The 22,177-nt window shown below is 58.3% G+C and carries 23 protein-coding genes; 18 read left to right on the forward strand and 5 right to left on the reverse strand.

The features are described 5' to 3' along the window. Positions 1–29: 29 nt before the first annotated feature. The 18 genes from RLO149_RS10120 to RLO149_RS10205 all read left to right on the forward strand — a co-directional run bounded on the left by RLO149_RS10120 (position 30) and on the right by RLO149_RS10205 (position 17,543). Positions 30–1,547, forward strand: coding sequence for a sugar ABC transporter ATP-binding protein (locus RLO149_RS10120; RefSeq protein ID WP_013961988.1), 1,518 nt, complete (start codon positions 30–32; stop codon positions 1,545–1,547). Then, positions 1,544–2,554: an ABC transporter permease gene (locus RLO149_RS10125; protein WP_013961989.1), complete on the forward strand. Its 1,011-nt coding sequence runs from the start codon at positions 1,544–1,546 to the stop codon at positions 2,552–2,554. The genes RLO149_RS10120 and RLO149_RS10125 overlap by 4 nt, the downstream gene beginning before the upstream one ends. Before the next feature lie 25 nt (positions 2,555–2,579). After that, positions 2,580–3,620 (forward strand): substrate-binding domain-containing protein, encoded by a 1,041-nt coding sequence (locus tag RLO149_RS10130; protein WP_013961990.1) that lies wholly within the window; start codon positions 2,580–2,582, stop codon positions 3,618–3,620. A 275-nt stretch (positions 3,621–3,895) separates the two neighbouring features. Next, positions 3,896–4,720, forward strand: a complete 825-nt coding sequence (locus RLO149_RS10135) for an IclR family transcriptional regulator (protein ID WP_044025295.1) — start codon at positions 3,896–3,898, stop codon at positions 4,718–4,720. A gap of 12 nt (positions 4,721–4,732) precedes the next feature. Beyond that, entirely contained in the window at positions 4,733–6,097 is a 1,365-nt protein-coding gene (locus RLO149_RS10140; RefSeq protein WP_013961992.1) for a selenium-binding family protein, read from the forward strand. A 61-nt stretch (positions 6,098–6,158) separates the two neighbouring features. Beyond that, positions 6,159–6,512 carry a 2Fe-2S iron-sulfur cluster-binding protein gene (locus RLO149_RS10145; protein ID WP_013961993.1) on the forward strand — a complete coding sequence of 118 codons (354 nt, stop codon included), beginning with the start codon at positions 6,159–6,161 and terminating at the stop codon, positions 6,510–6,512. After that, positions 6,509–7,300 (forward strand): copper chaperone, encoded by a 792-nt coding sequence (locus tag RLO149_RS10150; RefSeq protein WP_013961994.1) that lies wholly within the window; start codon positions 6,509–6,511, stop codon positions 7,298–7,300. The genes RLO149_RS10145 and RLO149_RS10150 overlap by 4 nt, the downstream gene beginning before the upstream one ends. Before the next feature lie 175 nt (positions 7,301–7,475). Next, on the forward strand, positions 7,476–8,213 hold the full coding sequence (locus RLO149_RS10155) for a BtpA/SgcQ family protein (RefSeq protein WP_013961995.1): 738 nt from the start codon (positions 7,476–7,478) through the stop codon (positions 8,211–8,213). A 14-nt stretch (positions 8,214–8,227) separates the two neighbouring features. Next, positions 8,228–8,848 carry a phosphoribosyltransferase family protein gene (locus tag RLO149_RS10160; RefSeq protein WP_013961996.1) on the forward strand — a complete coding sequence of 207 codons (621 nt, stop codon included), beginning with the start codon at positions 8,228–8,230 and terminating at the stop codon, positions 8,846–8,848. A 189-nt stretch (positions 8,849–9,037) separates the two neighbouring features. Next, entirely contained in the window at positions 9,038–9,922 is an 885-nt protein-coding gene (locus tag RLO149_RS10165; RefSeq protein WP_013961997.1) for a LysR family transcriptional regulator, read from the forward strand. 174 nt (positions 9,923–10,096) lie between these two features. Then, on the forward strand, positions 10,097–11,209 hold the full coding sequence (locus tag RLO149_RS10170) for an ABC transporter substrate-binding protein (RefSeq protein WP_013961998.1): 1,113 nt from the start codon (positions 10,097–10,099) through the stop codon (positions 11,207–11,209). 71 nt (positions 11,210–11,280) lie between these two features. Continuing rightward, positions 11,281–12,144 (forward strand): ABC transporter permease, encoded by an 864-nt coding sequence (locus tag RLO149_RS10175; protein ID WP_013961999.1) that lies wholly within the window; start codon positions 11,281–11,283, stop codon positions 12,142–12,144. Further along, entirely contained in the window at positions 12,141–12,935 is a 795-nt protein-coding gene (locus tag RLO149_RS10180; RefSeq protein ID WP_013962000.1) for an ABC transporter permease, read from the forward strand. Before RLO149_RS10175 ends, RLO149_RS10180 begins: the two co-directional genes overlap by 4 nt. 2 nt (positions 12,936–12,937) lie before the next feature. Then, the gene (locus tag RLO149_RS10185; RefSeq protein WP_013962001.1) at positions 12,938–14,023 is read left to right on the forward strand and encodes an ABC transporter ATP-binding protein; all 1,086 of its coding nucleotides are present in this window, start codon (positions 12,938–12,940) and stop codon (positions 14,021–14,023) included. Between the two features lie 4 nt (positions 14,024–14,027). Beyond that, positions 14,028–14,921, forward strand: a complete 894-nt coding sequence (locus RLO149_RS10190) for a polysaccharide deacetylase family protein (RefSeq protein WP_013962002.1) — start codon at positions 14,028–14,030, stop codon at positions 14,919–14,921. Between the two features lie 5 nt (positions 14,922–14,926). After that, positions 14,927–15,370, forward strand: coding sequence for a nucleoside deaminase (locus RLO149_RS10195; RefSeq protein WP_044025624.1), 444 nt, complete (start codon positions 14,927–14,929; stop codon positions 15,368–15,370). A 271-nt stretch (positions 15,371–15,641) separates the two neighbouring features. After that, positions 15,642–16,712, forward strand: a complete 1,071-nt coding sequence (locus RLO149_RS10200) for an aromatic ring-hydroxylating dioxygenase subunit alpha (RefSeq protein ID WP_013962004.1) — start codon at positions 15,642–15,644, stop codon at positions 16,710–16,712. Positions 16,713–16,865: 153 nt separating this feature from the next. Beyond that, on the forward strand, positions 16,866–17,543 hold the full coding sequence (locus tag RLO149_RS10205; RefSeq protein ID WP_013962005.1) for a cysteine hydrolase family protein: 678 nt from the start codon (positions 16,866–16,868) through the stop codon (positions 17,541–17,543). A 66-nt stretch (positions 17,544–17,609) separates the two neighbouring features. Here the strand turns inward: RLO149_RS10205 and RLO149_RS10210 are convergent, their stop codons facing one another. Genes RLO149_RS10210 through RLO149_RS10230 form a run of 5 tightly spaced genes read right to left on the reverse strand, consistent with a single transcriptional unit; the run spans position 17,610 to position 22,039 of the window. Further along, positions 17,610–18,578 (reverse strand): branched-chain amino acid ABC transporter permease, encoded by a 969-nt coding sequence (locus tag RLO149_RS10210; protein WP_013962006.1) that lies wholly within the window; start codon positions 18,576–18,578, stop codon positions 17,610–17,612. 1 nt (position 18,579) lies between these two features. Beyond that, on the reverse strand, positions 18,580–19,434 hold the full coding sequence (gene urtB, locus RLO149_RS10215; RefSeq protein ID WP_013962007.1) for an urea ABC transporter permease subunit UrtB: 855 nt from the start codon (positions 19,432–19,434) through the stop codon (positions 18,580–18,582). 15 nt (positions 19,435–19,449) lie between these two features. Next, positions 19,450–20,160: an ABC transporter ATP-binding protein gene (locus RLO149_RS10220; RefSeq protein WP_013962008.1), complete on the reverse strand. Its 711-nt coding sequence runs from the start codon at positions 20,158–20,160 to the stop codon at positions 19,450–19,452. Further along, positions 20,157–20,903 carry an ABC transporter ATP-binding protein gene (locus RLO149_RS10225; RefSeq protein ID WP_013962009.1) on the reverse strand — a complete coding sequence of 249 codons (747 nt, stop codon included), beginning with the start codon at positions 20,901–20,903 and terminating at the stop codon, positions 20,157–20,159. Before RLO149_RS10225 ends, RLO149_RS10220 begins: the two co-directional genes overlap by 4 nt. Before the next feature lie 11 nt (positions 20,904–20,914). Beyond that, positions 20,915–22,039, reverse strand: a complete 1,125-nt coding sequence (locus RLO149_RS10230) for a substrate-binding protein (RefSeq protein WP_148264343.1) — start codon at positions 22,037–22,039, stop codon at positions 20,915–20,917. Positions 22,040–22,177: the final 138 nt, after the last annotated feature.

Consider the following 22,177-nt stretch of genomic DNA (forward strand, 5'->3'; position numbering starts at 1 on the left):
ATCGTCAGGCCACCAAGGGGAGGAAGTGAGTGGCTGGCGACGCGCTCAACGTGAACGGTCTGCAAAAATCGTTCGGGAAAAATAACGTCTTACGCGGCATTGACCTGACCCTGTCACCGGGGTCCGTGACGGTTCTGATGGGGGCGAATGGCGCCGGGAAATCCACGCTGGTCAAGGTGATTTGCGGCCATCACCGCGCGGATGGTGGGACGGTGACCCTGACCGGAACGCCTTTTGATCCTGTGGACGAGGCAGACGCCATCCGCAAGGGGGTGGTGACCGTGCACCAATCCATCAATGACGGCGTCATTCCCGATCTGGACGTGGCCAACAACCTTATGCTGGACCGTTTGGTCGAACGCGGCCACGGGTTTTTCGTCCGCGAACGCCACCTGCGCGCCGAGGCCGCCAAAGTCGCTGCCGCCATGGGCATTCATGTCGATCTGCGCGCACGGGTGTCGGATCTGTCGGTTGCCGACCGCCAGATGATCGCCATCGCCCGGGCCATGGCGCGCGCGCCCAAAGTGCTGATCCTGGACGAGCCGACCTCCTCGCTGTCCGCCTCGGAGGCCGAGCGGCTCTTTGATCTGATTGATCGGCTGCGCGCCCAAGGCGTCGCAATCCTGTATATCTCGCACCGCATGTCCGATATCCGACGCATTGCGGACCGGATTGTGGTGATGCGGGACGGCGCGATTTCCGGGCTTTTTGAAAGCGCGCCACTTGATTACAACGCCGCCGTCACCGCCATGCTGGGGCACCGCATGACGGATGTGGATGTCACCGTTCAAACCGGGACCGCGCCGGTGCTGGACGTGTCCGATCTTTGCCTTTCTGAAGGGACAGACCCTTTCAATCTGACCGTGCGTGACGGGGAAGTCGTCGCACTCGTGGGCCTTCTGGGCAGCGGCAAAAGCCGATTGGCCGATATCCTTTTTGGCATCGCACACCCCGCGCGGGGCCAGATCCGCATAAATGGAGACACCTACACCCCCCGTTCCGTTGAGGATGCGGTGGCACAGGGCGTGTTCATGTCGCCGAAAGATCGCAGCAGCAATGCGGTGATCCCTGCCTTTGACATCGCCGATAACATGACCCTGCCCTTTCTGCGGGGTCTGAGCGCCGGACCCTTCCTGAAATCGCGCGCACAGCGCAACCGCACCGATCACATGGTGGATCAATTGGGCATTGTCTGCCAATCGGCAAATGACGGCATTGGCACCCTGTCGGGCGGCAACCAGCAAAAGGTCATGATCGCGCGTTGGCTGCTGGAACCTGCGAAGGTGCTCTTGCTGGATGAGCCGTTTCAGGGCGTGGACATCGGCGCGCGGCGCGACATCGGGCGGCATATCCGCAGCACGGCGAAAGGGCGCGCAACACTGGTGTTCCTCGCCGAGATCGACGAAGCGCTGGAGATCGCCGACCGTATTTTCGTGATGAGCGAGGGCACCCTTGTTGGCGAACATGTGAACAAGGATGTCGACCTTGCCGCGCTGATCGCAGACGTCACCGGAACAACATCAAAGGCAACAGGCATATCCGCATGAACGACCGCATCCTCGACTTTGCCATTCGGTATGGCTTTTTGATCCTTCTTGTCGGGCTGATCGTCTATTTCAGCCTCGCCGCACCGGGGTTTTTTGGCCCCTTGTCGGCCGCCTTTGTGCTGCAATCGGTTGCCATCACGGGCATCCTTGCGCTTGGCGTGACCTGCACGCTGGTTGTGGGCGGGTTTGATCTGTCGATCGGTGCTGTGGCCACATCAGCGCTGATGCTGTCGGCCTATTCCATGGTGATCCTCGAACATCCCGCGATTGTCGCGGTAGCGCTTTGCCTCGTCATGGGCGCGCTCGTGGGTTTGATAAACGGGCTGCTGATCGTAAAGTTCCGCGTGCCGGACCTGTTGGCGACGCTGGGCATGATGTTTTTGCTCATCGGTCTGCAACGCATCCCGACGCAGGGCAATTCAATCTCAACCGGTATGACGCTGTCAGGCGGCACCGTGGCGGAGGGCACTTTTTCCGCAGCCTTCCTCTGGCTGGGTCGTCACCGCTTTGATGTGATCATCGAACGCCTGTTGCCCATGCCTGTGGTGATTTTCGTGGTGATCGCAGTTCTGATCTGGCTGTTCCTCGGCTTCACCCGTCACGGACGGCTGATGTATGCCATCGGCTCGAACGCGCGCGCCGCCGGCCTCGTAGGCACGCCGGTCAACCGGTATAAGGTCATCGCCTATATGATATCCGGCGTCACGGCCTCTGTCGGCGGGATCCTGTTGGCCGCGCGGCTGGGGCGCGGGGATATTGCCAGTGGAAACAACCTGTTGCTGGACAGTGTTGCGGCAGCACTGATCGGGTTTGCCGTGCTGGGCGCCGCGCGGCCGAACGCTTTTGGCACCGCCATGGGCGCGCTCTTTGTCGGCATCCTGCTGCAAGGCATGACGATGATGAACGCGCCCTATTACACGCAGGATTTCGTCAAGGGCGCCGTTCTGGTCGCAGCCCTTGTGTTCACATTTTACCTATCCTCGCGCCGCACCGGCACGGGGCATTGATCATCAGCAATAGGGAGGACTATATATGCTGAAACGTCACTTCATGGCCCTTGCAAGCGTGGCAGGTCTCGCGCTTGGCGCGGGCGTCGCCGGGGCGCAGGACGCCCCTGCCCCTCTTGACAATCCAGAGGACGTCACAATCGCACTTGTGCGCTATCTCTCCACGGGGGATTTCTTTCAGGCCTATCTGTCCGGTGTCGAAACGCAGGCCGCCGCCCTTGGCGTCAATCTGCGCGTGCTCGACAGCCGTCAGGACGCCGCCCTTCAAGCCGATATGGTGGAACAAGCCATCGCCCTTGGTGTGGACGGGATCATCATCCAGCACGGGTTGACGGAATCCATGCGCGAGGCGGCACAGCGGGCTGTGGATGCTGGCATCAAGGTGGTTGCCTTTGACGTGAATGTCGAAAACGATGCCATTCCGCAGATTGAGCAATCCGATTACCTGCTGGGCAAACTGGCGCTGGAACAGGCGATCAAGGACAATGGCGACAGCTTCTCCGCAGGCTACGTCTATGTGCCGGGAATCGCGCCGCTTGATCGTCGTCACGTCGCCTGGGAAGAGGTGAAGGCCGCAAATTCCGGCATTACCGAGGCCGCACGCATCGGCACGCTCGACAACCCGATTGCCAATGCCAACGCCAATCAGGCGCGCGCGGCGCTTCAGGCCAACCCCGGTATTTCGGTCTTTTTTGCACCTTACAACGAGTTCGCAAAAGGCGTTAAGATTGCTGCGGACGAATTGGGCGTCAGCACGAACATGTCCATCTATTCTGCCGATATCTCAACGGCCGACATTGCCCTGATGCGCGAAGCCGACAGCGCGTGGAAAGCCACAGTGGCCACGAACCCTGCCGTGGTCGGCGAAGTTTCAGTGCGCGCGCTGGCCCTGATGCTGGTGGGCGAAGATCCCGGCGCTTCGGTCATCGTGCCGCCGACCCTGATCACGCAGTCTTTCCTGAACGACAACAACATCCGCAATATGGAAGATCTGGGCGTGAAGATGCCCCAGTTCCAGCATGCTGATGTGGCGATGGCCGACTGGATGCCCCTGCCCGCGCGGTAAAGTTGATCCCCCCGGCCCCATCACCTTGGGGCCGGGAGACCTGAAAGACCAAAGCAGAGCGCGCCGTCAGACCAGCGCTGTGCCGGGTCACTCTCCTCCACTTGAAAAACGTGAAACGCGTGTTCGACCACACCCGGTGCAGCAACGTAGGGTGCTTGTGCCTGGCACGTTGTCGATACTGCGTCATTGCCCAAATCCGTGGGACGTTGAAAAAGCTATCCATACGCTCAGGAATGTTCGTATAATGAGACAGAATCACAGAATACGAGACAAAATTGCATCTGGACCGCCTTGTCACAATTCTTGAACTCATCGCGATGGCAGGCCGTGGCCTCACGGCGGTTGAGGTGCAGAAAGCGACTGGATTGCCAAGGCCAACGTGCTATCGGCTATTGCAGACCCTCGCTGAAAACAGGTTGATCGACGATCCGGAGAGGTCTTCGCGCTATGTGATCGGTGAACGTTTGATCGGGATCGCATTGCTTGGGCAATCTGACATCGACGTCCGGCGTGTCTGCGCGCCTGTGCTGCGTGAAGCTGCGTTGAACCTTGAAGACAGCGTGTTTCTTGCACGGTTGCGCAGCAGCGATGTTGAAATCATCCACGTCGAGACCCCGAGCAACTCCACACGCGGTTTCATCCATCCCGGGTTTGGCGTCCGCCCGATGCACGCCTGCTCCTGCTCCAAGGCGATTGCCGCCTTTGCCAAGGAGAGCTTTCAGGAAAACATACTCTCGGGTATGTTCAACGTTTACACGCCGCACACAAAAACAATGCGGGCACAGCTCGAAACGGAGTTTGCCGCCATCGTGCAGCAGGGCTATGCCGAATGCCACGAGGAAATCGACATCGGTGTTTCCAGCGTCGCGGCCCCCGTGCTCGTGGGCAAGATTGGCACGACATTCAGCGTGGGCGCTGTCGGCCCTGTGCGCCGCTTCACAAAGCAATACCGCAAGAGGTTGGGCGAAGACCTCATCGCCATTTCTGCAAAACTCGGTGCCGCGATCCAGCTTTGTGCTGTATCTCAGGACCGGATTGCAGAAATGCCAGGACCAACAGAACCACAACAGAAGGCAAAACAACTGCCAAACCACCACTAAGGGAGCGAGACCATGACAGAGACAAACGGAAGCTGCTGTGCAGGCCCCGGCTATGCATCACCAGAAGACGCCATAAAGGCACCACGCGAAAAGGTCGTCTATACGATTTGCATCTACACCGGTACGGGCATCGAGAAACCCGACTACCTTGCCACCATTGATGTGGACGAAGACAGCCCGACCTACGGCGAGGTCATTCACCGCACGGAAATGCCCGTGATCGGAGATGAGCTTCACCACATGGGTTGGAACGCCTGTTCGTCCTGCAACACCGACGGCAGCATGGAGCGGAAATATCTGATCATACCAGGCGTGCGCACGACGAATTTCTACATCGTAGACACCGCAACCGACCCGCGTAAACCAACGCTGTTCAAGACGATTGATGGCGAGGAGATCAAGGCCAAGACCAACCTGTCTGCACCCCACACGGTGCATTGTCTTGGCGCGGATATCATCGTGTCGATGCTGGGCGATGCCGATGGCAACGGACCGGGTGGATTCCTGCATCTGGACAAGGAATTCAACATCATCGGGCGTTGGGAAAACGATCTGGGTGACATGAAATACAATTATGATTTCTGGTATCAACCGCGTCACAACATGATGATTTCGACCGAATGGGGCTCACCCAACACCTTCATGCCGGGGTTTGACCTTGAGGATGTGGCCCGTGGCAATTACGGCCAGCACGTCCATTTCTGGGATTTCGAGAACCGCAAGGTCGAGCAGAGCATTGATCTGGGGCCCGAAGGCATGATCCCGCTGGAGGCGCGGTTTCATCACAATCCCGACAGCACCCATGGCTTTGTCGGCGCGGCGCTGGCCTCGAATATCTTTCATTATCACAAGGACAACGGCAAGATCGAGATCAACAAGATCATTGACGTGCCCACCGTGGATGTCGAAGGTTTCCCCGTCCCGATGCCCAGCCTGATCACCGATATTCTGGTGTCGATGGATGATAAATACCTCTACTTCTCCAACTGGCTGCACGGGGATTTGAGGCAATATGACATCTCTGATCCGGCCAACCCCAAACTGACCGGTCAAGTCTGGATCGGCGGGCTTTTGGGCAAGGCACCCGAGGTCAACGGACGCACCGTGGATGGCGCGCCGCAGATGATCCAGTTGTCGCTGGATGGCAAACGGCTCTATGTCACCACCTCGCTGTTCTCGACATGGGACAACCAGTTCTACCCCTCGATGAAAGACAAGGGCGGGATCATGCTGATTGTGGATTGCGACAATGAAAATGGCGGCATGACGATCCGCGACGACTTCATCGTCGATTTCAATGACGAGCCGCACGGCCCTGCCCGCGCGCATGAAACGCGCTATCCCGGCGGTGATTGCTCATCTGACATCTGGGTCTGACCCAGCGATGACACCTGCCCCGGCCTGACACTTTGGGCCGGGGTCTCAGCCGGGGGGGCTCATGCGAAAACACAAGGTAACATTGCGAAACCGCGATAACCTGTCTTTTGAGGTGGGCGAAGACGAGGCGATCATCGACATCGTCGAGGCCGCAGGCCACGTGCTGCCGATTGCCTGCCGGTACGGCGGCTGTATCACCTGTGCTGCACGGATGATCTCTGGCTCTGTGCGCCAACCAAAAGGCACCGCGCTGAACAAACGTCAGTCAGAGGCGGGTTATGTGCTGCTTTGTGTGGCGCGCCCGACGGCGGATTGCGTGTTTGACGTCGGTGTTGAAAGCCATACAACGCTTTATCAAAACCCATTCGCCAGTGCTGCGGCAGCCAGTCAATTGGCCCGCGCAAACACAGAATGACAACGCTGCCAGACATCCCCATCGGCATTCATGCCGGGCGCCAGTCGGACAGGCTGATCTTTGCTCTGATCGCACTTGGCTGGATCTATGCGCTGGCGCAGGTGCTGACGCTGGATACGCCCGGATCGCTCGCGCAGGCCGGTCCGGGGATGGCGGTTTTCGCCCATATCAAGGCACAGTTGTTTGGCGACCCATTTGCTTTTGAAACCGCGCTTTCCTTCTGCGCTGCCAGCACCGGTAACTGGGGCGTTCTGGATATTCTCAAGGCGGCAGCCATGTGGCTGGGCATGATCTGTGCCATGATGGTGCCAGTCCTTCTTGTGCGCGGCCAGTCATCGGCCAGAAATCCGCATACATGTTCGGGGGTTGCGGGATATGTCGCCGCTTGGCTGCCGTTTTGCGCCGTGACCGTGGGGGTTCAGTGGGCGCTGCAAAATGCGGACCTGCTGAGCGCGCATGCGCTCTTGCGCCATGACGGCCTGAGCGTTGCGATCCTGCTGGGGATCGCTTGCCTCTATTTTGGCAGATACGTTTTTGCGGCGAAACAGATCGACAACGATGCCGAGGGCTTGACCAGCTTTCGCGCGGGTCTGGCGCTGGGGCGGCGCTGCCTGCCCTGCTGCGGGCCGCTGATGCTGATCATGTTTGTCATCGGCCTGATGAATGTCGTGGGTATGCTGGTCTTGACCGGTCTGATGGTCCTTTTGATGGCCGCGCGATCAAAAGAACTCTCACTGGTTTTGAGTGTCGGCGCGTTGCTCTGGGCGGTGCTGCTGGCTGCTGTTTAACCCCGCAATATAGACGCGCACGATGCAGCATCCGGCTGTTCACCCGCATGCCACACCACCGCCATCAACCCGCAATCCATTATTTCAAAATCATATGACAGAATAAAAACAATAAATTTTATAAATCATCAAGCCAATGATAACCTCGGCGAAACACGCGAGATTGAGGGTAGACATGAACCGGCAAGACTTCCGAAAAAGATTTGGCACCTCAGGTCCGGTCATTTTGCCTGTCATTCATGTGATTGATTCCGATCAGACGCGCAGGAATATCGAGACCGCAATCGCGGGCGGCTGTCCCGGTGTTTTTCTGATCAATCACGATTTTGAAAAGGAAAAGCTGGTTCCGCTCATCAGGGAGATGCGGCAGGCATTTCCGGACATCTGGATCGGCATCAATTTTCTGGCTGTGACGGGTAAATTCGCGTTCCCCATTCTGGGCGCGCTTCAGGCAGAAGGGTGTCAGGTTGACGGCTACTGGGCCGATGATGCCCGCATTGACGAGCGCCGCGCCGAAGACGACCAGCCCGAGGCCGACGAGATCGCCAGCATCCGCAAGCAAAGCGGGTGGAATGGTCTCTATATTGGCGGAACCGCCTTCAAGAAACAGCGCGAGGTCGACCCGGCAGATTACGCCAAAAGCGCGCGCATCGCGACGGGGTACATGGATGTCGTTGTCACATCCGGCGTGGCCACGGGCCATGCGGCCGACGTTGGCAAGATCGGGATTTTTCGCGAACACTGCGGGGACACGGCCCTTGGCCTTGCCTCCGGAATCACACCTGAGAACGCCGCGCAATACGCGGACGCGGTTGACCTTTTCATGGTGGCCACAGGCATCAACTTCGACGGGGATTTTTACAATATCGACCCTGAACGCCTCAAGCACCTCATGGACCTCACATCGAAATAAGGGAGAACTCAAGAATGGCTGACGACAAAGGACCCAGAGACGACCGTTGGTATTTCTCGCTCATGGCGCCGAACACCAAGGGCGACAAATTTGCATGGCTGGACCCGACCTCCATCTACATCAATGGCAAGGCCTATCACGATCTGCTCGACGATCTGTGCAACGATCTGGATGCGGACGAAATAGACGTCGTCGCAGGGCTGGACGCGATGGGGTTCGTGTTGGCTGCAGGTATCGCGGCGCGCATCGGGCGTGGGTTTTTGCCCATCCGCAAGCCCGGCAAGCTGTGTGTGGACACGGACAGCGCGTCAATGACAAACTATTCCGGCCAGACGCAGTCGATGGAAATGCGCACGCCTGCCTTTGCGCCGGGAACACGGGTTTTACTGGTGGATCAATGGGTTGAAACCGGCGGCACGATGCATGGTGCGGTGCAGCTTGTTGAACAACAGCAGGGCAAGGTCGCCGGCATGGTCGCCATTGTCATGGAAGAAAACGACAACACCGCTGAATACCGCAAGAAATACAATTGCGTAACGGCCATTCAGCCCGGCACCGAATGGCAACGCCAAGCCAATGCGCAGTATCTCGAAAGCTTCAAGACATATAAGCCCGAGATGGCGTTCCCCGTCTAAGGCCGGGGCACGGCGCTCATTCAGCTTGGGGGCGCGCCCGTTTCGGCGTGCCCTGCTTGCGCTGGAAACCGATTGCTGCACGCGACGGGCGTTTCGCAAGATACCCGGTCGCGGGGTGGTAACGGGCGTGCGGATATTCAGAACCTTAATGGCTTCTCAATTTGAATTTCCGTTGTTAATGTGGCTCGCATGGGCCCCATCAACCTTCCGACAGAGCTTTTGCGCGCTTTCATCACCGTTGTGGAAGTTGCGAGTTTTACCCGTGCTGCGGAAATACTGGGGCGCACGCAACCTGCGATCAGCCTGCAGGTCAAGCGGCTGGAGGAGTCGGTCGGCTGCACGCTGATCGAGCGTAAAGGCAAGGAAATATCCCTCACCGAACGCGGCGAGGCGCTGGCGATCCATGCCCGGCAGATCCTGCGGCTGAACGATCTGGCAATGGCGCAGTTCGAACGACCAAACCCTCTGGCCAAATTGCGTGTGGGCCTGCCGGTGGATTATGCGGTCAACGCGCTGCAGTCCTGCCTGACCGATGTCGTCAAACAATACAGCGACATCCAGATCGAGATACGTTGCGATCTGTCCAAACATCTGCTGTCGGCCATGCGCAGCAATGACATTGATATCGCGGTAGCCCTGTTTGACGGGGATGATCAGCAGTTCCTGTTCCGCAATTGGAAGGAACAGCCCACATGGGTCGGGGCCACGGATTTTGAAATTTGCGGTCAAACCGATATCCCGCTTGTCGTGCACCCCTATGGTTGTGTCTACCGGGACCGGATGGCGACCGCATTGAAACTGGCGGGGAAAAGCTGGCGCATCGCATATTCAAGCCCGGGGATTGGCGGGCTTCAACGCGCGGTTCAGGATGGGCTCGGCCTGTCTTGTCTGACCGCGCCCACGGTTCAAAGTGGTATGCGCAAATTTACGGAACAAGACGGCCTGCCCGTCCTGCCGCCCCTGCACATCGGCTTGTTTGCGCGCCAGACACAATTGGGCGCGGGCGGATATGCGGCGATTGATGCGATGGTCACAACGCTGGAGGCGCATGCATCGGGCACGCAATCTGGATAAGCGCTCATTATGCAAGCATATCAACGATAAATTTCACAAAATCTGCATTTTACAATAGCATTCTTTCAAACACCGACCGAACCTGAAGTTCGGCAAGACAATAATGGCTCTTTTGTTGAAAAAAGAGCATCCAACCGGGAGACGACGATGACTAAGACAACACCAGGATCATTCATGAGCGCACCAAGCCGGCGCCAATTGCTCAAGGCGGGCGGTGCCGCTGTGCTGAGCACGCCCTTTGTGAGCCGTGCATGGGCCTCAACCACCGAGATCAACATGCTGGCGTGGTACGGACACGGCGAGCCGGATATCGTTGCGGAATACGAAGCTGCCAACAACGTGAAATTCGTCCCCAAATACTATGCAGGGGGTGACAACATGCTGGCGCTGATCGCGCAGTCCCCGCCGGGCACTTACGATCTGATCCTGTCGGACGCGGAGTTTGTGCAGCAGCTCAACCTCGCGGAATATATCGAAGAGATGAACCCCGGCGACTATCCGCTGGACGATATGCTGCATGAGGATTTCACACAATTTCCCGGCCACTGGGCCGATGGCAAGATGTATTCCATGATGCTGCGTGGCGGCCATCTGGGTGTGTCTTACAACACGAATTCTGTGTCTGCCGAAGAAGCGGAAAGCTACGCCTGCTTCTGGAAACCGGAGCTTGAGGGTAAGGTCGGTCACTTTGACTGGCACCTGCCGACGCTGGGCATGATGAGCCTTTATGACGGCAATGGCGCAAACCTGTGGAACCTTGATGATGACCAGTGGGACAAGGTGCAGGAAACCACCATGAGCCTGCGCAAACAGGTCGGCGGTTTCTTTGATTACGGCGGCACGTTCAACGGTCTCAAGAACGGCGAGATGCAGGCGATGGTCGGCATCGGCGACTGGATCACCGGCGTTCTGGAGAAAGACGGCGCACCGGTCGCATCCGTGATCCCGAAAGAAGGCGGCATCCAGTTCACCGAGAGCTATTCCATCGGCAAGGGCAGCGAAAAAGTGGAAGAGTCCAAGAAATTCATCCAGTATATGATGTCACCTGCAGGTCAGGTGAAATCCGCGCAGATGGCGGCATATCCGGGCTTCTGCGTGACCAAGGCAGGTCGCGCCGCCCTGATTGAAGCGGACCCGGCCGAAGCACAACGCTCGCATCAGATTGACGGTGATCCACAAGACCCCATCACGCTGATCAAAGAGGGTCGCATCCATTACCGTGACATCCCACAGCAGCAATCGCTGGAGGATTGGAACGACTTCTGGTCCGAGTACAAGAACGCCTGAGCAACCGCTGAGAGACGTCAAAGAGGGCGGCCCGCGGGTCGCCCCCCTTCCCCAAAGAGTGCGAAAGCCCCATGTCATCCAAACCCGAGACGCGACCGAATATCTATGCGCTGACCTGGCGCCTGCCGATCATCTTCTGGCAATTCATCTTCTTTGTCGGGCCTGTCCTGTTCATGGTCGCAATGTCGTTTTTCCTCGTGAAAAACTACCGCATGACCGAAGCGTTCGAATTTGTGAACTGGTCCAGAATGCTGTCGCGTGGCTATTTCTGGGACAGTTACTGGTATACGGTCTTCATCGCCTCGGTTTCGACCGTCTGCGCGATGTGTATCGCATTTCCCGCAGCCTTTGCTTTGGCCTTCCGCGCCTCTGAAAGCACGCGTCGCTGGGCGATTTTTCTACTGATCATTCCTTTTTTCACCAGCTATCTGGTGCGCACCTTTTCTTGGTTCGTGATCCTTGCGGAAAGCGGCGTGCTCAACGCCATGCTGGGCACGATCGGCCTTGGGCCCTACACGATGCTGAACACCAACTTTGGCACCTTGGTCGGATATATGACCCTGACCCTGCCCCTCGTTGTGATCCTGCAAACCGTCACCATGGCCAATATCGACAAGAACCTGATCGAAGCGGCCCGTAACCTCGGCTGCTCGCCGCTCAGAACGATCTGGCAGGTGATCATTCCGCTCGCCAAGACCGGCCTGATCATTGCCGCGATCTTTTGCTTCATCCTGTCGTTTGGTGATTTCGTGGCCCCGTTTTACCTTGGCGGATCACAGGAACCGACCCTGCCGATCCTGATCCTTGATACGACCAAATCGGGTCAGCAATGGCCCCGCGCCGCTGTGGTCGCCATCATGATGATGCTCACGTTGTTCGCCATTGCCTTCACCGGCATCGCCTTGGCCTACCGCAAAGGAAAGGGCGCGAAATGAAACAAAGCCGTTCCCTGAACTTTGCCCTCGCCCTTTATGTCGCGCTGATCTTTGTGTTCGTTTTTGCGCCGATCGTGTTCAGCATGATCTTCTCCTTCAACTCGCAACGGTTTCCGACCATCCCGCTGGGCGAATTCACCACCGAGTGGTACGCAAAAATCCTTGCGGACCCTGATGTCTGGGAGGCCGCGCTGAACAGCCTGATCGTGTCTTGTTCGACAGCAGTCATCGCGACCTTTCTGGGGTTCAGCACGGCCTATTCCGATTTCCGCTATGGTTTCCGGTTCAAGGGCCCCTATCTGGCGCTGATCCTGTTGCCGCCGACCATTCCGTTGATCATCATGGCGCTGGCGATGCTTGCGTGGTTTTCCAAGATCGGCATGTCCGGGCAGCTTTATTCGATCATCATCGCGCACAGCGTTCTGACAGCGCCTTTTGCCATGGCCGTGATCCGGTTGCGCCTCAACCAGATGGACCCTGATCTTGAATCCGCCGCGTGGAACCTTGGCGGTTCAGAATGGCAGACCATGCGTCATGTCATCGTGCCTTTCTGCAAGCCTGCGATCTTTTCCAGTCTCTTTCTGACAGCCGCGGTTTCCTTTGATGAATTTGCCGTCTCATGGTTCGTCTCGGGCCTGAACAAGACACTGCCCGTTGTCGTGCTCGAAATCGTTCAGGGCAACATTGACCCGCAGGTCAACGCCATCGGCACATTTGTTTTCCTTATCTCAATGACCCTTGTTGTGCTGGCGCAGTTGTTTTTCGCCAGTCGCCAAATGAAGAGCACTTAATCATGAACAAACCACTGGTTGTCTTTGACAAAGTAAAAAAACACTTCGGCAATTTTGTCGCCGTGAAGGAACTGGATTTCGAAATCCGCGAGGGTGAGTTTCTGGCGATCATGGGTCCATCGGGCTGTGGCAAGACCACCACCCTGCGCATGCTGGCCGGTCTGGAGGCCCCGAGCATGGGCGAAATCCGCCTTAATGACCGGGTCATGAATGATGTCGCCCCGCATGAACGCGACACACCGCTGGTCTGGCAATCGCTGGCGCTTTTCCCTTTTCTGACCGCGCGTGAAAACGTGGAATTCGGCCTCAAGATGCGCGGCGTCGACAAGGCAGAGCGGCGTGAGCGCGCCCTGAAGTGGCTGGACAAGATGGGCATTCTGGAATTCTCCGACCGCCATATCTCGACCCTGTCGGGGGGGCAGAAACAGCGCGTCGCCCTTGCGCGTTCGCTGGTGATGGAACCGCAGATCCTGCTGTTGGACGAACCGCTTTCGGCGCTGGATGCACATCTTGTCATCCGCATGCAGGCTGTCCTGACGGACCTGCAGCGCGAACTGGGCATCACCTTTGTCTATGTCACCCATTCGCAATCCGAAGCTTTTGCCATGGCCGACCGGGTCATTATTATGGGCAAGGGCGAGATTGCGCAGATCGGCACGCCAAAGGACATCTACCGCGAACCCGCCAACCAGTTTGTTGCGGAATTTGTCGGGCGCAACAACATCCTGTCGGGCAAGGTGGCATCAGTGGACGGCGACACGGCGCGCATCACCACGCAATCCGGGGCCTTTACCGTGCCCACCAATGAGGTGCATCTCATCGAAGGGCATGATGCGAGTTTCGTGATTTCAGCCGACCTCGTCCATATCGCCAAGGATGAACCGGCCGAAGCGAACAACGCCTTTTGCAAGCTGATCTCCGAAGAGTTCGTGGGCTCCATGGTCACGCTCTTTCTTGAGGATGCGCAGGGTCATGAGTTCAAGGTACAGATGCAGGAACGCGAACTGTCGAAGTTCGATCTGCACAGTGGCGATGAAATCTGGCTGTCATGGGACACGCAGAGCGCGCATGTCCTGAACCAGAGCTGACAGCGTGATCCGCAACCCGATCCCCTGGCCCAATGGGGCAAAATGTGCCGTTGCGATCAGCTTTGACATGGATGCGGACAGCCTGATCCATATCGCCAAACCCGAAGACGCCCATGAGCGGCTCTATCCCATTTCGATGGGGCGCTATGGGCCGATGGTCGCCCTGCCCCGCATTCTGGATACCTATCGTCGCCTCGGTCTCAAACAGTCGTTCTTCATCCCCGGCTGGTGTCTTGAGACATACCCGGATGTGGCCGAGGCCATTCTGAAAGACGGTCATGAGATTGGTCATCACGGCTATCTGCACGAGGACCCGGTCAAAACGCGCGGCGCGCAGCGGGAATGGTTTGAACGCACGCTTGATGTCCATCTGCGCATTTGCGGACAAAAGCCGCAAGGGTACCGCGCGCCTGTCTATAACATCACACAGGAAGTGGTCGATCTGATGATTGAGCACGGGATGCGCTATGACAGTTCCATGATGGCGGATGACATTCCCTACCGGTTGCAGACCGCCAATGGGGTGCTCTATGAAATGCCGGTGCATTGGGGCACGGATGATTGGCCCCCCTTCGCCCATTACGATGAAATCGGGTATATGATGCCCGTCGCCGGGCCCTCGCACGGTCTCAGTGGTTTTTGGGAGGAGTTCGAGGCGCAATACGACGCGGGCGGGTTTTTCATGCTGATCATCCATCCATTTCTGACCGGACGTCTGGCGCGCTGGAAACAGGTCGAGGCGTGGATCACCCGGACACGCGACACGCGGGACGTCTGGTTTGCAACGCTGAGCGAAATCGCCGATCATATGGACACATTGCAACGGGACGGCATCTGGCACCCAAGTGTCGAGACGCTTCCCTATTATCAAGGTCCGGTTTTGGGTCAAAAGGAATGACAGATATGAATGACGCCGATATCCGCCTGCTGCGCATCGCCTACGACGAGGCAAAAGCCGGTTTTGACGAAGGCGGCTGCCCCATCGGCTCTGTTCTGGCGCGCGGTGGTGAGGTCGTGGCACAGGGCCGCAATCAAAGGGTGCAAAAGGGCGATCCGATTGCTCATGGCGAGATGGACGCGCTGCGCAAGGCGGGCCGTCAGAAGAGCTATCGCGACACGACGCTTTATACCTCGCTCAGCCCCTGCATGATGTGTACGGGCACGATCATTCAATTCGGTATCCCCCGCGTTGTGATTGGTGAAAACAAGAACTTTGGCGGCAATGAGGACTTTCTGCGCTCCAAAGGGGTTGAGGTCATCGTGGCAGATGATCCCGATTGCATCGATTTGATGCAGCGTTTCATCACCGAGAAGCCCGAACTCTGGGCCGAGGACATTGCCGAATAACCCATGACATCCGAGTTCGGGTCGCACATGGCAAAACCCGCTGCGGTGCGAACATATCGTTACGCATCATCGGCAAACGGGCAAAACGCGCGCAGGTCATGATCTGATTGCACAATGTCCTGCATCTGGCAGACCTGCCCTGCGCGCTCAATTCCACCAGCTGAGCCCGCAGCATATATCTGCCAAGACCACCAAATTTACGGTTGACGGAACCTGCCCCGGCCACAATACTTAGCGCACAAACTAAATTCAATGCTACGGGGATAAAACCATGACGACATTGGTACGCAACGCCTGGTATGTCGCTGCCTGGTCTACAGAAATTGACGATGAGCTGAGACGCTTTGTTATTCTGGGCGATCCGGTCTTGCTGTTCCGCCGCACCGATGGGCGCGTCGCAGCGCTTGAAGATGTTTGCCCACACCGCCAACTGCCGCTGAGCATGGGCAAACGCATCGGCGATACGGTGCAGTGTGGATACCACGGGCTGACCTTTGATACGGACGGAAAATGCGTGCGCGTGCCCGGACAGGACCGCATCCCCCTATCCGCCTGCGTCGATGCCTATCCCATCGAAGAGCGCAGCGGGATCGTCTGGATCTGGATGGGCGAGCCGGAACGCGCCAATCCCGACGACATCTTTGATTTGCCGCAGTTTCACGATGACAGCTGGCACATGCACCACGGCGGCGCGCTGCATATCGAATCGAACTATCTGAATGTGGCCGAAAACCTCGTTGATCCTGCGCATGTGAGCTTTGTGCATGAAACAACGCTGGGCAATTCCGCTTCCGAGAACGTGCCCGTGCATGTTTCAACCGAAGGTGAAGAGATCATTGCATGGCGCTGGATACGCGACTCCGAGCCGATCGGTTTCTTCAAGGCATTTGGCGGCTTTACCGGCAATGTGGACCGCTGGCACTATTACCATCTGCGCCTGCCCTGCACCGCCTATATCGACTTTGGCTCTGCCGATGCGACCCGTGAAATCGCAGAGGATGACCGCGACAGCGGCACCCGTATTCTGGCCCTGCATTTCATGACACCGGTAACGGAGACCTATACAATCGACCGCTGGATGCACCTGCGCAATACCGCGGTCGGCTCCGATGAGGCCTCTGACAAGATGGATGCACTGTTCGAGATTGCCTTTGGTGAAGACAAGGAGATCCTTGAAGCGGTTCACATCGAAGAGCAACGCCCGCGCAAGCGTCGTCCGATCCGCCTCGCGATTGATCACGGGCCCATGGTCTACCGAAAGCGCATCGCCGAAATGCTCGAACGCGAGCGCACCGATGATGCGTCAGCGCCCACCAATGGGGCCTACGTCATCCATAGTTGATAGCGTCCGCAGGCGTGCGGGCACCGCAGCCCGCGCGCCTGCGATGGCGGTAAGGTGCTGCTTGCCAAGCGCCAAATCGCGCGTTTACTGATATGACCGCGCGGCATGAAAGCGGCAAGGATCACGAAAACTGAACACTTCAGGGGGTTTCACATGCAACGCTACGAACTCGACCCGGAATTTGAGGCGCGTTACGAATGGACACGCGGCCCGACCCATTTGTTGGAAGAAGCCGATCCGAAAACCACTGCGCATCTGGTCATTGACATGCAGAACGGTTTTCTGCGGCCCGGCGCATTGCTGGAAACACCTCCTGCCCGCGAAGTCGTACCGCAGATCAATGCGATTTCGTCGGCCCTGCGCGCGGCGGGCGGCATGGTCGCCTTTACCCGCTTTGCCTATGATCCGACTGAAAAAGCGTGGGATGCCTTTTATCGTCGCTTCCTGAACCCTGTGCGCTCCTCCGCCCAGCAGGAGGCCTTCGGACCGGACGCGCATGACCTGCAACTCTGGGACGGGCTTGATATCGATCCGAGCGATCTGGTCGTCGACAAGACCCGGTTCAGCGCCTTCATCATGGGCACCTGCGATATGCATGAGATCTTGCAGGAACGCGGTATCCGCACGCTGATCATCTCTGGTACAATGACCAATTGTTGTTGTGATTCAACAGCGCGCGATGCGATGCAATATGGCTATGACGTTGTCTTTGCGGCAGATGCCACCGGGACCGTATCCAAAACGGAACAGGATGCCGCCGTGCTCAATATGGCGCTGCTGTTTGCAGAGGTCGCAAATACCGAAGATATCGTTTCAGCATTCACGCGCTAATCGCTGCTACAGACACAACGCACGTCAGGGCGGACAGCATGCGCAGCCTGCCTCATGGCCTTTGGTTTATGATTTGCGCCGCGCGGAAAGGTCCAGCACCCGGCCGAACAGACCGCGCGGGGCCACCACAACGATGACGATAAACAGCAGACCCGTCGCAAGCAGCCAGTATTGGCCAAGCTGGTCGGACAGTTGATCTTCGCCCCAGCGGACCAAAAGCGCGCCCGCCACCGCCGCCAGCAAGACACCGCGCCCGCCCACGGCCACCCAGATCAAGACTTCTGTTGATAGCGCAAAGCCGATCAACTGCGGTGAGACAAAGCCGAACTGCGCCGCAAACAGCCCCCCGGCAAGACCTGCCACCATGCCCGAGAGCAAAAAGGCAAAAAGCTTGGCGATGGTGACATCAAAGCCGAGAAACCGGGTTCTTTCCTCATTGCTGCGGATCGCGGCAAGCAGCGTGCCAAAGGACGTCTGCGTTAGCCACAACAGCAGAAAGTAGACCAGCACAAGGATGCCGAAGACCAGAAAATACGTCTCGAGCCCACTCAGGTAGATATCTTCGCGCGGCCAGGGCGTGGTCAGGGGCGGCACCCCGCACAGGCCGTTATAACCGCCGATAAAGGCCCAGCGACCTGCAGCGATTTCGATGACCACCGCAGCACAAAGCGTAACGACGGCCAAATGCGCCCCGGTGATGCCGCGCCCACCAAAGAGGAACAGCCCCAGCACAAAAGCGACACCCCCCGCCGCGAGGGTCGCCAAAAGCAGCCCCATCAGCTGGCTGTCGCCCAGCATCGGGAATTTGCCCAAGGTCACCAGCGCCATGACATAGGCGCCGACCCCAAAGAAAATCGCTTGTCCGAAACACAGGATACCCACCTGCCCCCAGATGAACGAGAGGCTGAGCGCAAAGAGCCCGTATGTCAAAAGCTGGGCCAGCTGGCTGAGACGCCAGTCATCAAGACCAAGCGGCGCGAGCAAAAGTGCAAGGCCAAAGGCGATCGACAAGAGGATTGGAAGACGGGGCAACATGTCAGCGAAACCCTTTCCACAAGCCTTGTGGCACAAAACGGATGATGAGAATGGCAATCAGGAAGACGACGATCTGCGCATCTGCCTGCTCCATGTTTGCCGACAGAATGCCGGTGGTGCCCCCGATGGTGCCTGCGCCGACCACGGCCCCGACGAGGGAATTCAAGCCCCCCACCAGTACCGAAAGGAACGCCGGAATTAGAAAGCCCACGCCCATCTGCGGATCGACGCTGATCATGGGGGACATGATCGCCCCGGCGATCCCCGCCAGTGCTGAGCCGACAGCAAAGGTCGCCCGGTCCATCCGGCGCGTGTTCACCCCGAGCGAGCCCGCCATGGCGCGGTTCGAGATTACCGCGCGCACCTGAAGGCCAATCGTGGTGCGATAGATCACAAGATAGGTCGCAAGCGCCAAAGCAGCAGCCAGCGCCATGATCACCAGCCGATAGGCCGGATAATCCACGCCCATCAGGCTGACCGAGCCGGGCACGGGGTTGGTAATGCTGACCGCGCCCGGCCCGAACAGGATGATGATCAGCTGTTTCAGCGCAATCGACAGCCCCCAGGTCGCAAGGATCGTATCAAGGGGGCGGCCATAGACATGCCGGATCACCACTTCCTCGATCAATATGCCCGCCACGCCCACGACTATGGGGGCGGCCATGATGCAGATCCAGAAAGGCACCCCCGAGGCCAACAGAGTGGCCACGGTATAGGCCCCGATCATGAACAGCTCGCCATGCGCCATGTTGATGATGTTCATCATCCCGTAGATGATCACCAACCCCAGCGTGACAAGCAGCAGCGTTAACACGTAGCTGAACGTGTCGAGACCGATCAAGATTACGATGTCCATGGATAGGTGTCCTCGCTAGACGGAAAGATATCGAGCGATCAACTCGCTGTCGTTTTGCAATCGGGCCATGTCGTCGATCCGCTCAACAATAGCGCCATTCTCCATGAACAGCGCGTGATGGCCCAGAAGACCTACCAGATCGAGGTTTTGCTCGACGAGCAACACGGTCAGCCCGTGCGCGCGCGCGTATTCCCTGAGGGCAACGCCGATGTCATGGACGATGGACGGCTGGATCCCTTCGGACGGCTCATCAAGGATCAGCAGATCCGGCTGACCCAGAAGCGCGCGCATGATGGCAAGCTGCTGTTGTTGTCCGCCTGACATAGTGCCCGCCTGCTGGCTGCGGCGTTCCTTGAGGATCGGAAAGACATCATAGGCCCATTCCGGCACGGTAGACCCAAGGCCCGGCTTGCCCAAAAGCCCCATGCGCAGGTTCTCTTCAACGGTGAAGTCACCAAATATCTCGCGCCCCTGCGGCACATAGCCGATTCCGGCGCGCGCGATCTTGTAGGAACTGGCCCCGGTAATGTCCTCGCCTGCAAAGCGAATGGAACCGGCACTTGCCTTGATTTGCCCGACGATGCTGCGCATCAGGGTGGTCTTGCCCATGCCGTTGCGGCCCAGCAAGGCCACGAAATCACCCTGCGCGATGCTCAGGTTCAAATCCTGCAACACCAAAGAGCCCTTGATGTACCCGGCGTGCAGTTTATCGATTTCAAGGATCATGACGCCTGCCCCAGATAGCATTCGATGACCTGCGGGTTGTTGCGCACCTCGTCATAGGTGCCCTCAGCAATCACCGTGCCGCGCGCCATCACAGTGATCCGGCAATCAAGGTCGAGCACAAATTGCATGTCATGCTCAATCACCAGCACCGTCTTTCCAAACTCGGAAGTCAGCCTGCGGATGAGGGCCGCAATGGTCGCGGTCTCCCCTTTCGACATGCCCGCCGTCGGCTCATCAAGCAGCAGCAAATCGGCATCCACCGCCAAAAGCATCACGATTTCCAGCCGTTGCTTTTCGCCATGGGCAAGATCGCTGGCCAGCACATCGGCCTTGTCGGTCAACCCGGCAAAGTCGAGCAGTTCAGCCAGCCGCGCAGGGTCGATCTTGTGCCAGATCAGCGAGCGCAGGGTCGGTTTGCGTGACGCGGCCGCCATCGGCAGCGCCACGTTCTGCAACACCGTCAGTTCGGGAAAAATCCCCGGCACCTGAAACTTGCGCGAAACGCCGCGCCTCGAAATCGCAATCGGTCCCTTGCCGCTGATCGCCTCGCCGCGAAAACGCACCGTGCCCGATGTTGGCTTGAACGCCCCGGTCAGCACATTGAACAGAGTGGTCTTGCCACAACCATTCGGCCCCAGAATGCAGCGCAATTCACCCGGCTGTAGCGACAGGTTCAATGCGTCCAAGGCAACGATTCCACCAAAACGCTTGGTGATATCGTCAACTTCCAGCAGGGCCGTCACCTCCGTGCGTCCTAGCTGCACTGGCTGGGTGCATCAATCCGGCCCAGATCCCGCTGCACGGCCATTTCACCATTGCGCGCCGCAACGATCAGCCCATTCAGCTCGGCATGCCGGTCAGAGCGGCGGAATTGCACCTCGCCATTGCCCGACATCACGGGAAGCTCCAGCATGGCGTCGCCAAAGGCTTCGGCGTCGGTGCTTTCCGCTTTCTTGATGCCCTCGATCAGCAAGCGCGTGGCCGTGTAATGAGCATCCACCGTGTTGGAAACGATCGCATCCGTGCCATAGCGGGCACGCACCCGCGACACCAGATCCTGAGCTTCGGGCTTGTCGAGGCTGGCCACGAAATTCGCAGGCCCGATGATCCCTTCGGCTTCTTCGACCGTCAGGCCCGACAGGTAGTTTTCGCTGAAGCCGAAACAGATGATTTCAACCTGACCTTTCAGGGGGGAGGCTGCGAATTGCTTGAGGAAAGTGATCGCGTCGGCCCCCACGATGGTCAGCACGACCGTATCCGCGCCGGAGCGTTCGATCTTGCGCAATGTCGGCGCATAGTCCTGCGCGCCCCATGCCCCGTACTCTTCGGCCACCACGGTGGCACCGCGCGCGTCAGCCGTCGCCCTGAACGACGCGTTCATCTTCTGTGGCCAGATATAATCGCTGCCCAGCAGGAAAAAGCTACCCAGATCATTTGCAAGCGCATAGTCGACCAATGGGGCGACCTGATGCTCGGGCAGCGCGCTGTAGCAGGTCAAAAACGGGCTGCACACACCGCCCTCATAATCGGTTGCGTAAATCAGCGGCGTGCGGAAGCGCTCATATACCGTCTGGATCGCATCCCGCGATGCGCTGGTCACCGGACCGACAACGGCAGAAACACCGCGCGCACGGATCAGCTCGTTAGAGCGTTCAACTGCGGTCGTCGGGTCGGTTTCCGTGTCGGCCTCGATAATTTCGAACATACGCCCACCCAGAACGCCGCCCGCCTCATTGGCCTCAAGCAGCGCCATTTCCGTACCCTGCGCGCCCTGACGCCCCAAAAGCTCCAGCCCGCCGGACAGTGGCTGCAAAATACCCACGGGGATGGTGTCCTGCGCGCGCAGAATAGATGGCGTTCCCAGCGCAGCAAGGGCCATGCCCCCGGCGCCGTATTTCAGAATATCCCGTCTGCTGGCGGCTGGCTTGAGCTTGCGTGTCGTGTTTGGTGATCTCCCTCTTTGGACCCTTGAGTTTGTTTTCTGCGACAGTGCCCAGCTTGCGACATGCGAGCGCGG

Origin of the sequence: Roseobacter litoralis Och 149 (genome assembly GCF_000154785.2) — a bacterium.
In the GTDB taxonomy this organism is placed as follows: Bacteria; Pseudomonadota; Alphaproteobacteria; order Rhodobacterales; family Rhodobacteraceae; genus Roseobacter; species Roseobacter litoralis.

Excerpts from the sequence above, each read along its gene's own strand:
- RLO149_RS10125 (WP_013961989.1), top strand. The coding sequence starts at position 1,544 with ATGAACGACCGCATCCTCGACTTTGCCATTCGGTATGGCTTTTTGATC.
- RLO149_RS10130 (WP_013961990.1), top strand. The coding sequence starts at position 2,580 with ATGCTGAAACGTCACTTCATGGCCCTTGCAAGCGTGGCAGGTCTCGCG.
- RLO149_RS10140 (WP_013961992.1), top strand. The coding sequence starts at position 4,733 with ATGACAGAGACAAACGGAAGCTGCTGTGCAGGCCCCGGCTATGCATCA.
- RLO149_RS10145 (WP_013961993.1), top strand. The coding sequence starts at position 6,159 with ATGCGAAAACACAAGGTAACATTGCGAAACCGCGATAACCTGTCTTTT.
- RLO149_RS10150 (WP_013961994.1), top strand. The coding sequence starts at position 6,509 with ATGACAACGCTGCCAGACATCCCCATCGGCATTCATGCCGGGCGCCAG.
- RLO149_RS10155 (WP_013961995.1), top strand. The coding sequence starts at position 7,476 with ATGAACCGGCAAGACTTCCGAAAAAGATTTGGCACCTCAGGTCCGGTC.
- RLO149_RS10160 (WP_013961996.1), top strand. The coding sequence starts at position 8,228 with ATGGCTGACGACAAAGGACCCAGAGACGACCGTTGGTATTTCTCGCTC.
- RLO149_RS10165 (WP_013961997.1), top strand. The coding sequence starts at position 9,038 with ATGGGCCCCATCAACCTTCCGACAGAGCTTTTGCGCGCTTTCATCACC.
- RLO149_RS10170 (WP_013961998.1), top strand. The coding sequence starts at position 10,097 with ATGAGCGCACCAAGCCGGCGCCAATTGCTCAAGGCGGGCGGTGCCGCT.
- RLO149_RS10175 (WP_013961999.1), top strand. The coding sequence starts at position 11,281 with ATGTCATCCAAACCCGAGACGCGACCGAATATCTATGCGCTGACCTGG.
- RLO149_RS10180 (WP_013962000.1), top strand. The coding sequence starts at position 12,141 with ATGAAACAAAGCCGTTCCCTGAACTTTGCCCTCGCCCTTTATGTCGCG.
- RLO149_RS10185 (WP_013962001.1), top strand. The coding sequence starts at position 12,938 with ATGAACAAACCACTGGTTGTCTTTGACAAAGTAAAAAAACACTTCGGC.
- RLO149_RS10195 (WP_044025624.1), top strand. The coding sequence starts at position 14,927 with ATGAATGACGCCGATATCCGCCTGCTGCGCATCGCCTACGACGAGGCA.
- RLO149_RS10200 (WP_013962004.1), top strand. The coding sequence starts at position 15,642 with ATGACGACATTGGTACGCAACGCCTGGTATGTCGCTGCCTGGTCTACA.
- RLO149_RS10205 (WP_013962005.1), top strand. The coding sequence starts at position 16,866 with ATGCAACGCTACGAACTCGACCCGGAATTTGAGGCGCGTTACGAATGG.
- RLO149_RS10210 (WP_013962006.1), bottom strand. The coding sequence starts at position 18,578 with ATGTTGCCCCGTCTTCCAATCCTCTTGTCGATCGCCTTTGGCCTTGCA.
- urtB (WP_013962007.1), bottom strand. The coding sequence starts at position 19,434 with ATGGACATCGTAATCTTGATCGGTCTCGACACGTTCAGCTACGTGTTA.
- RLO149_RS10220 (WP_013962008.1), bottom strand. The coding sequence starts at position 20,160 with ATGATCCTTGAAATCGATAAACTGCACGCCGGGTACATCAAGGGCTCT.
- RLO149_RS10230 (WP_148264343.1), bottom strand. The coding sequence starts at position 22,039 with ATGGCCCTTGCTGCGCTGGGAACGCCATCTATTCTGCGCGCGCAGGAC.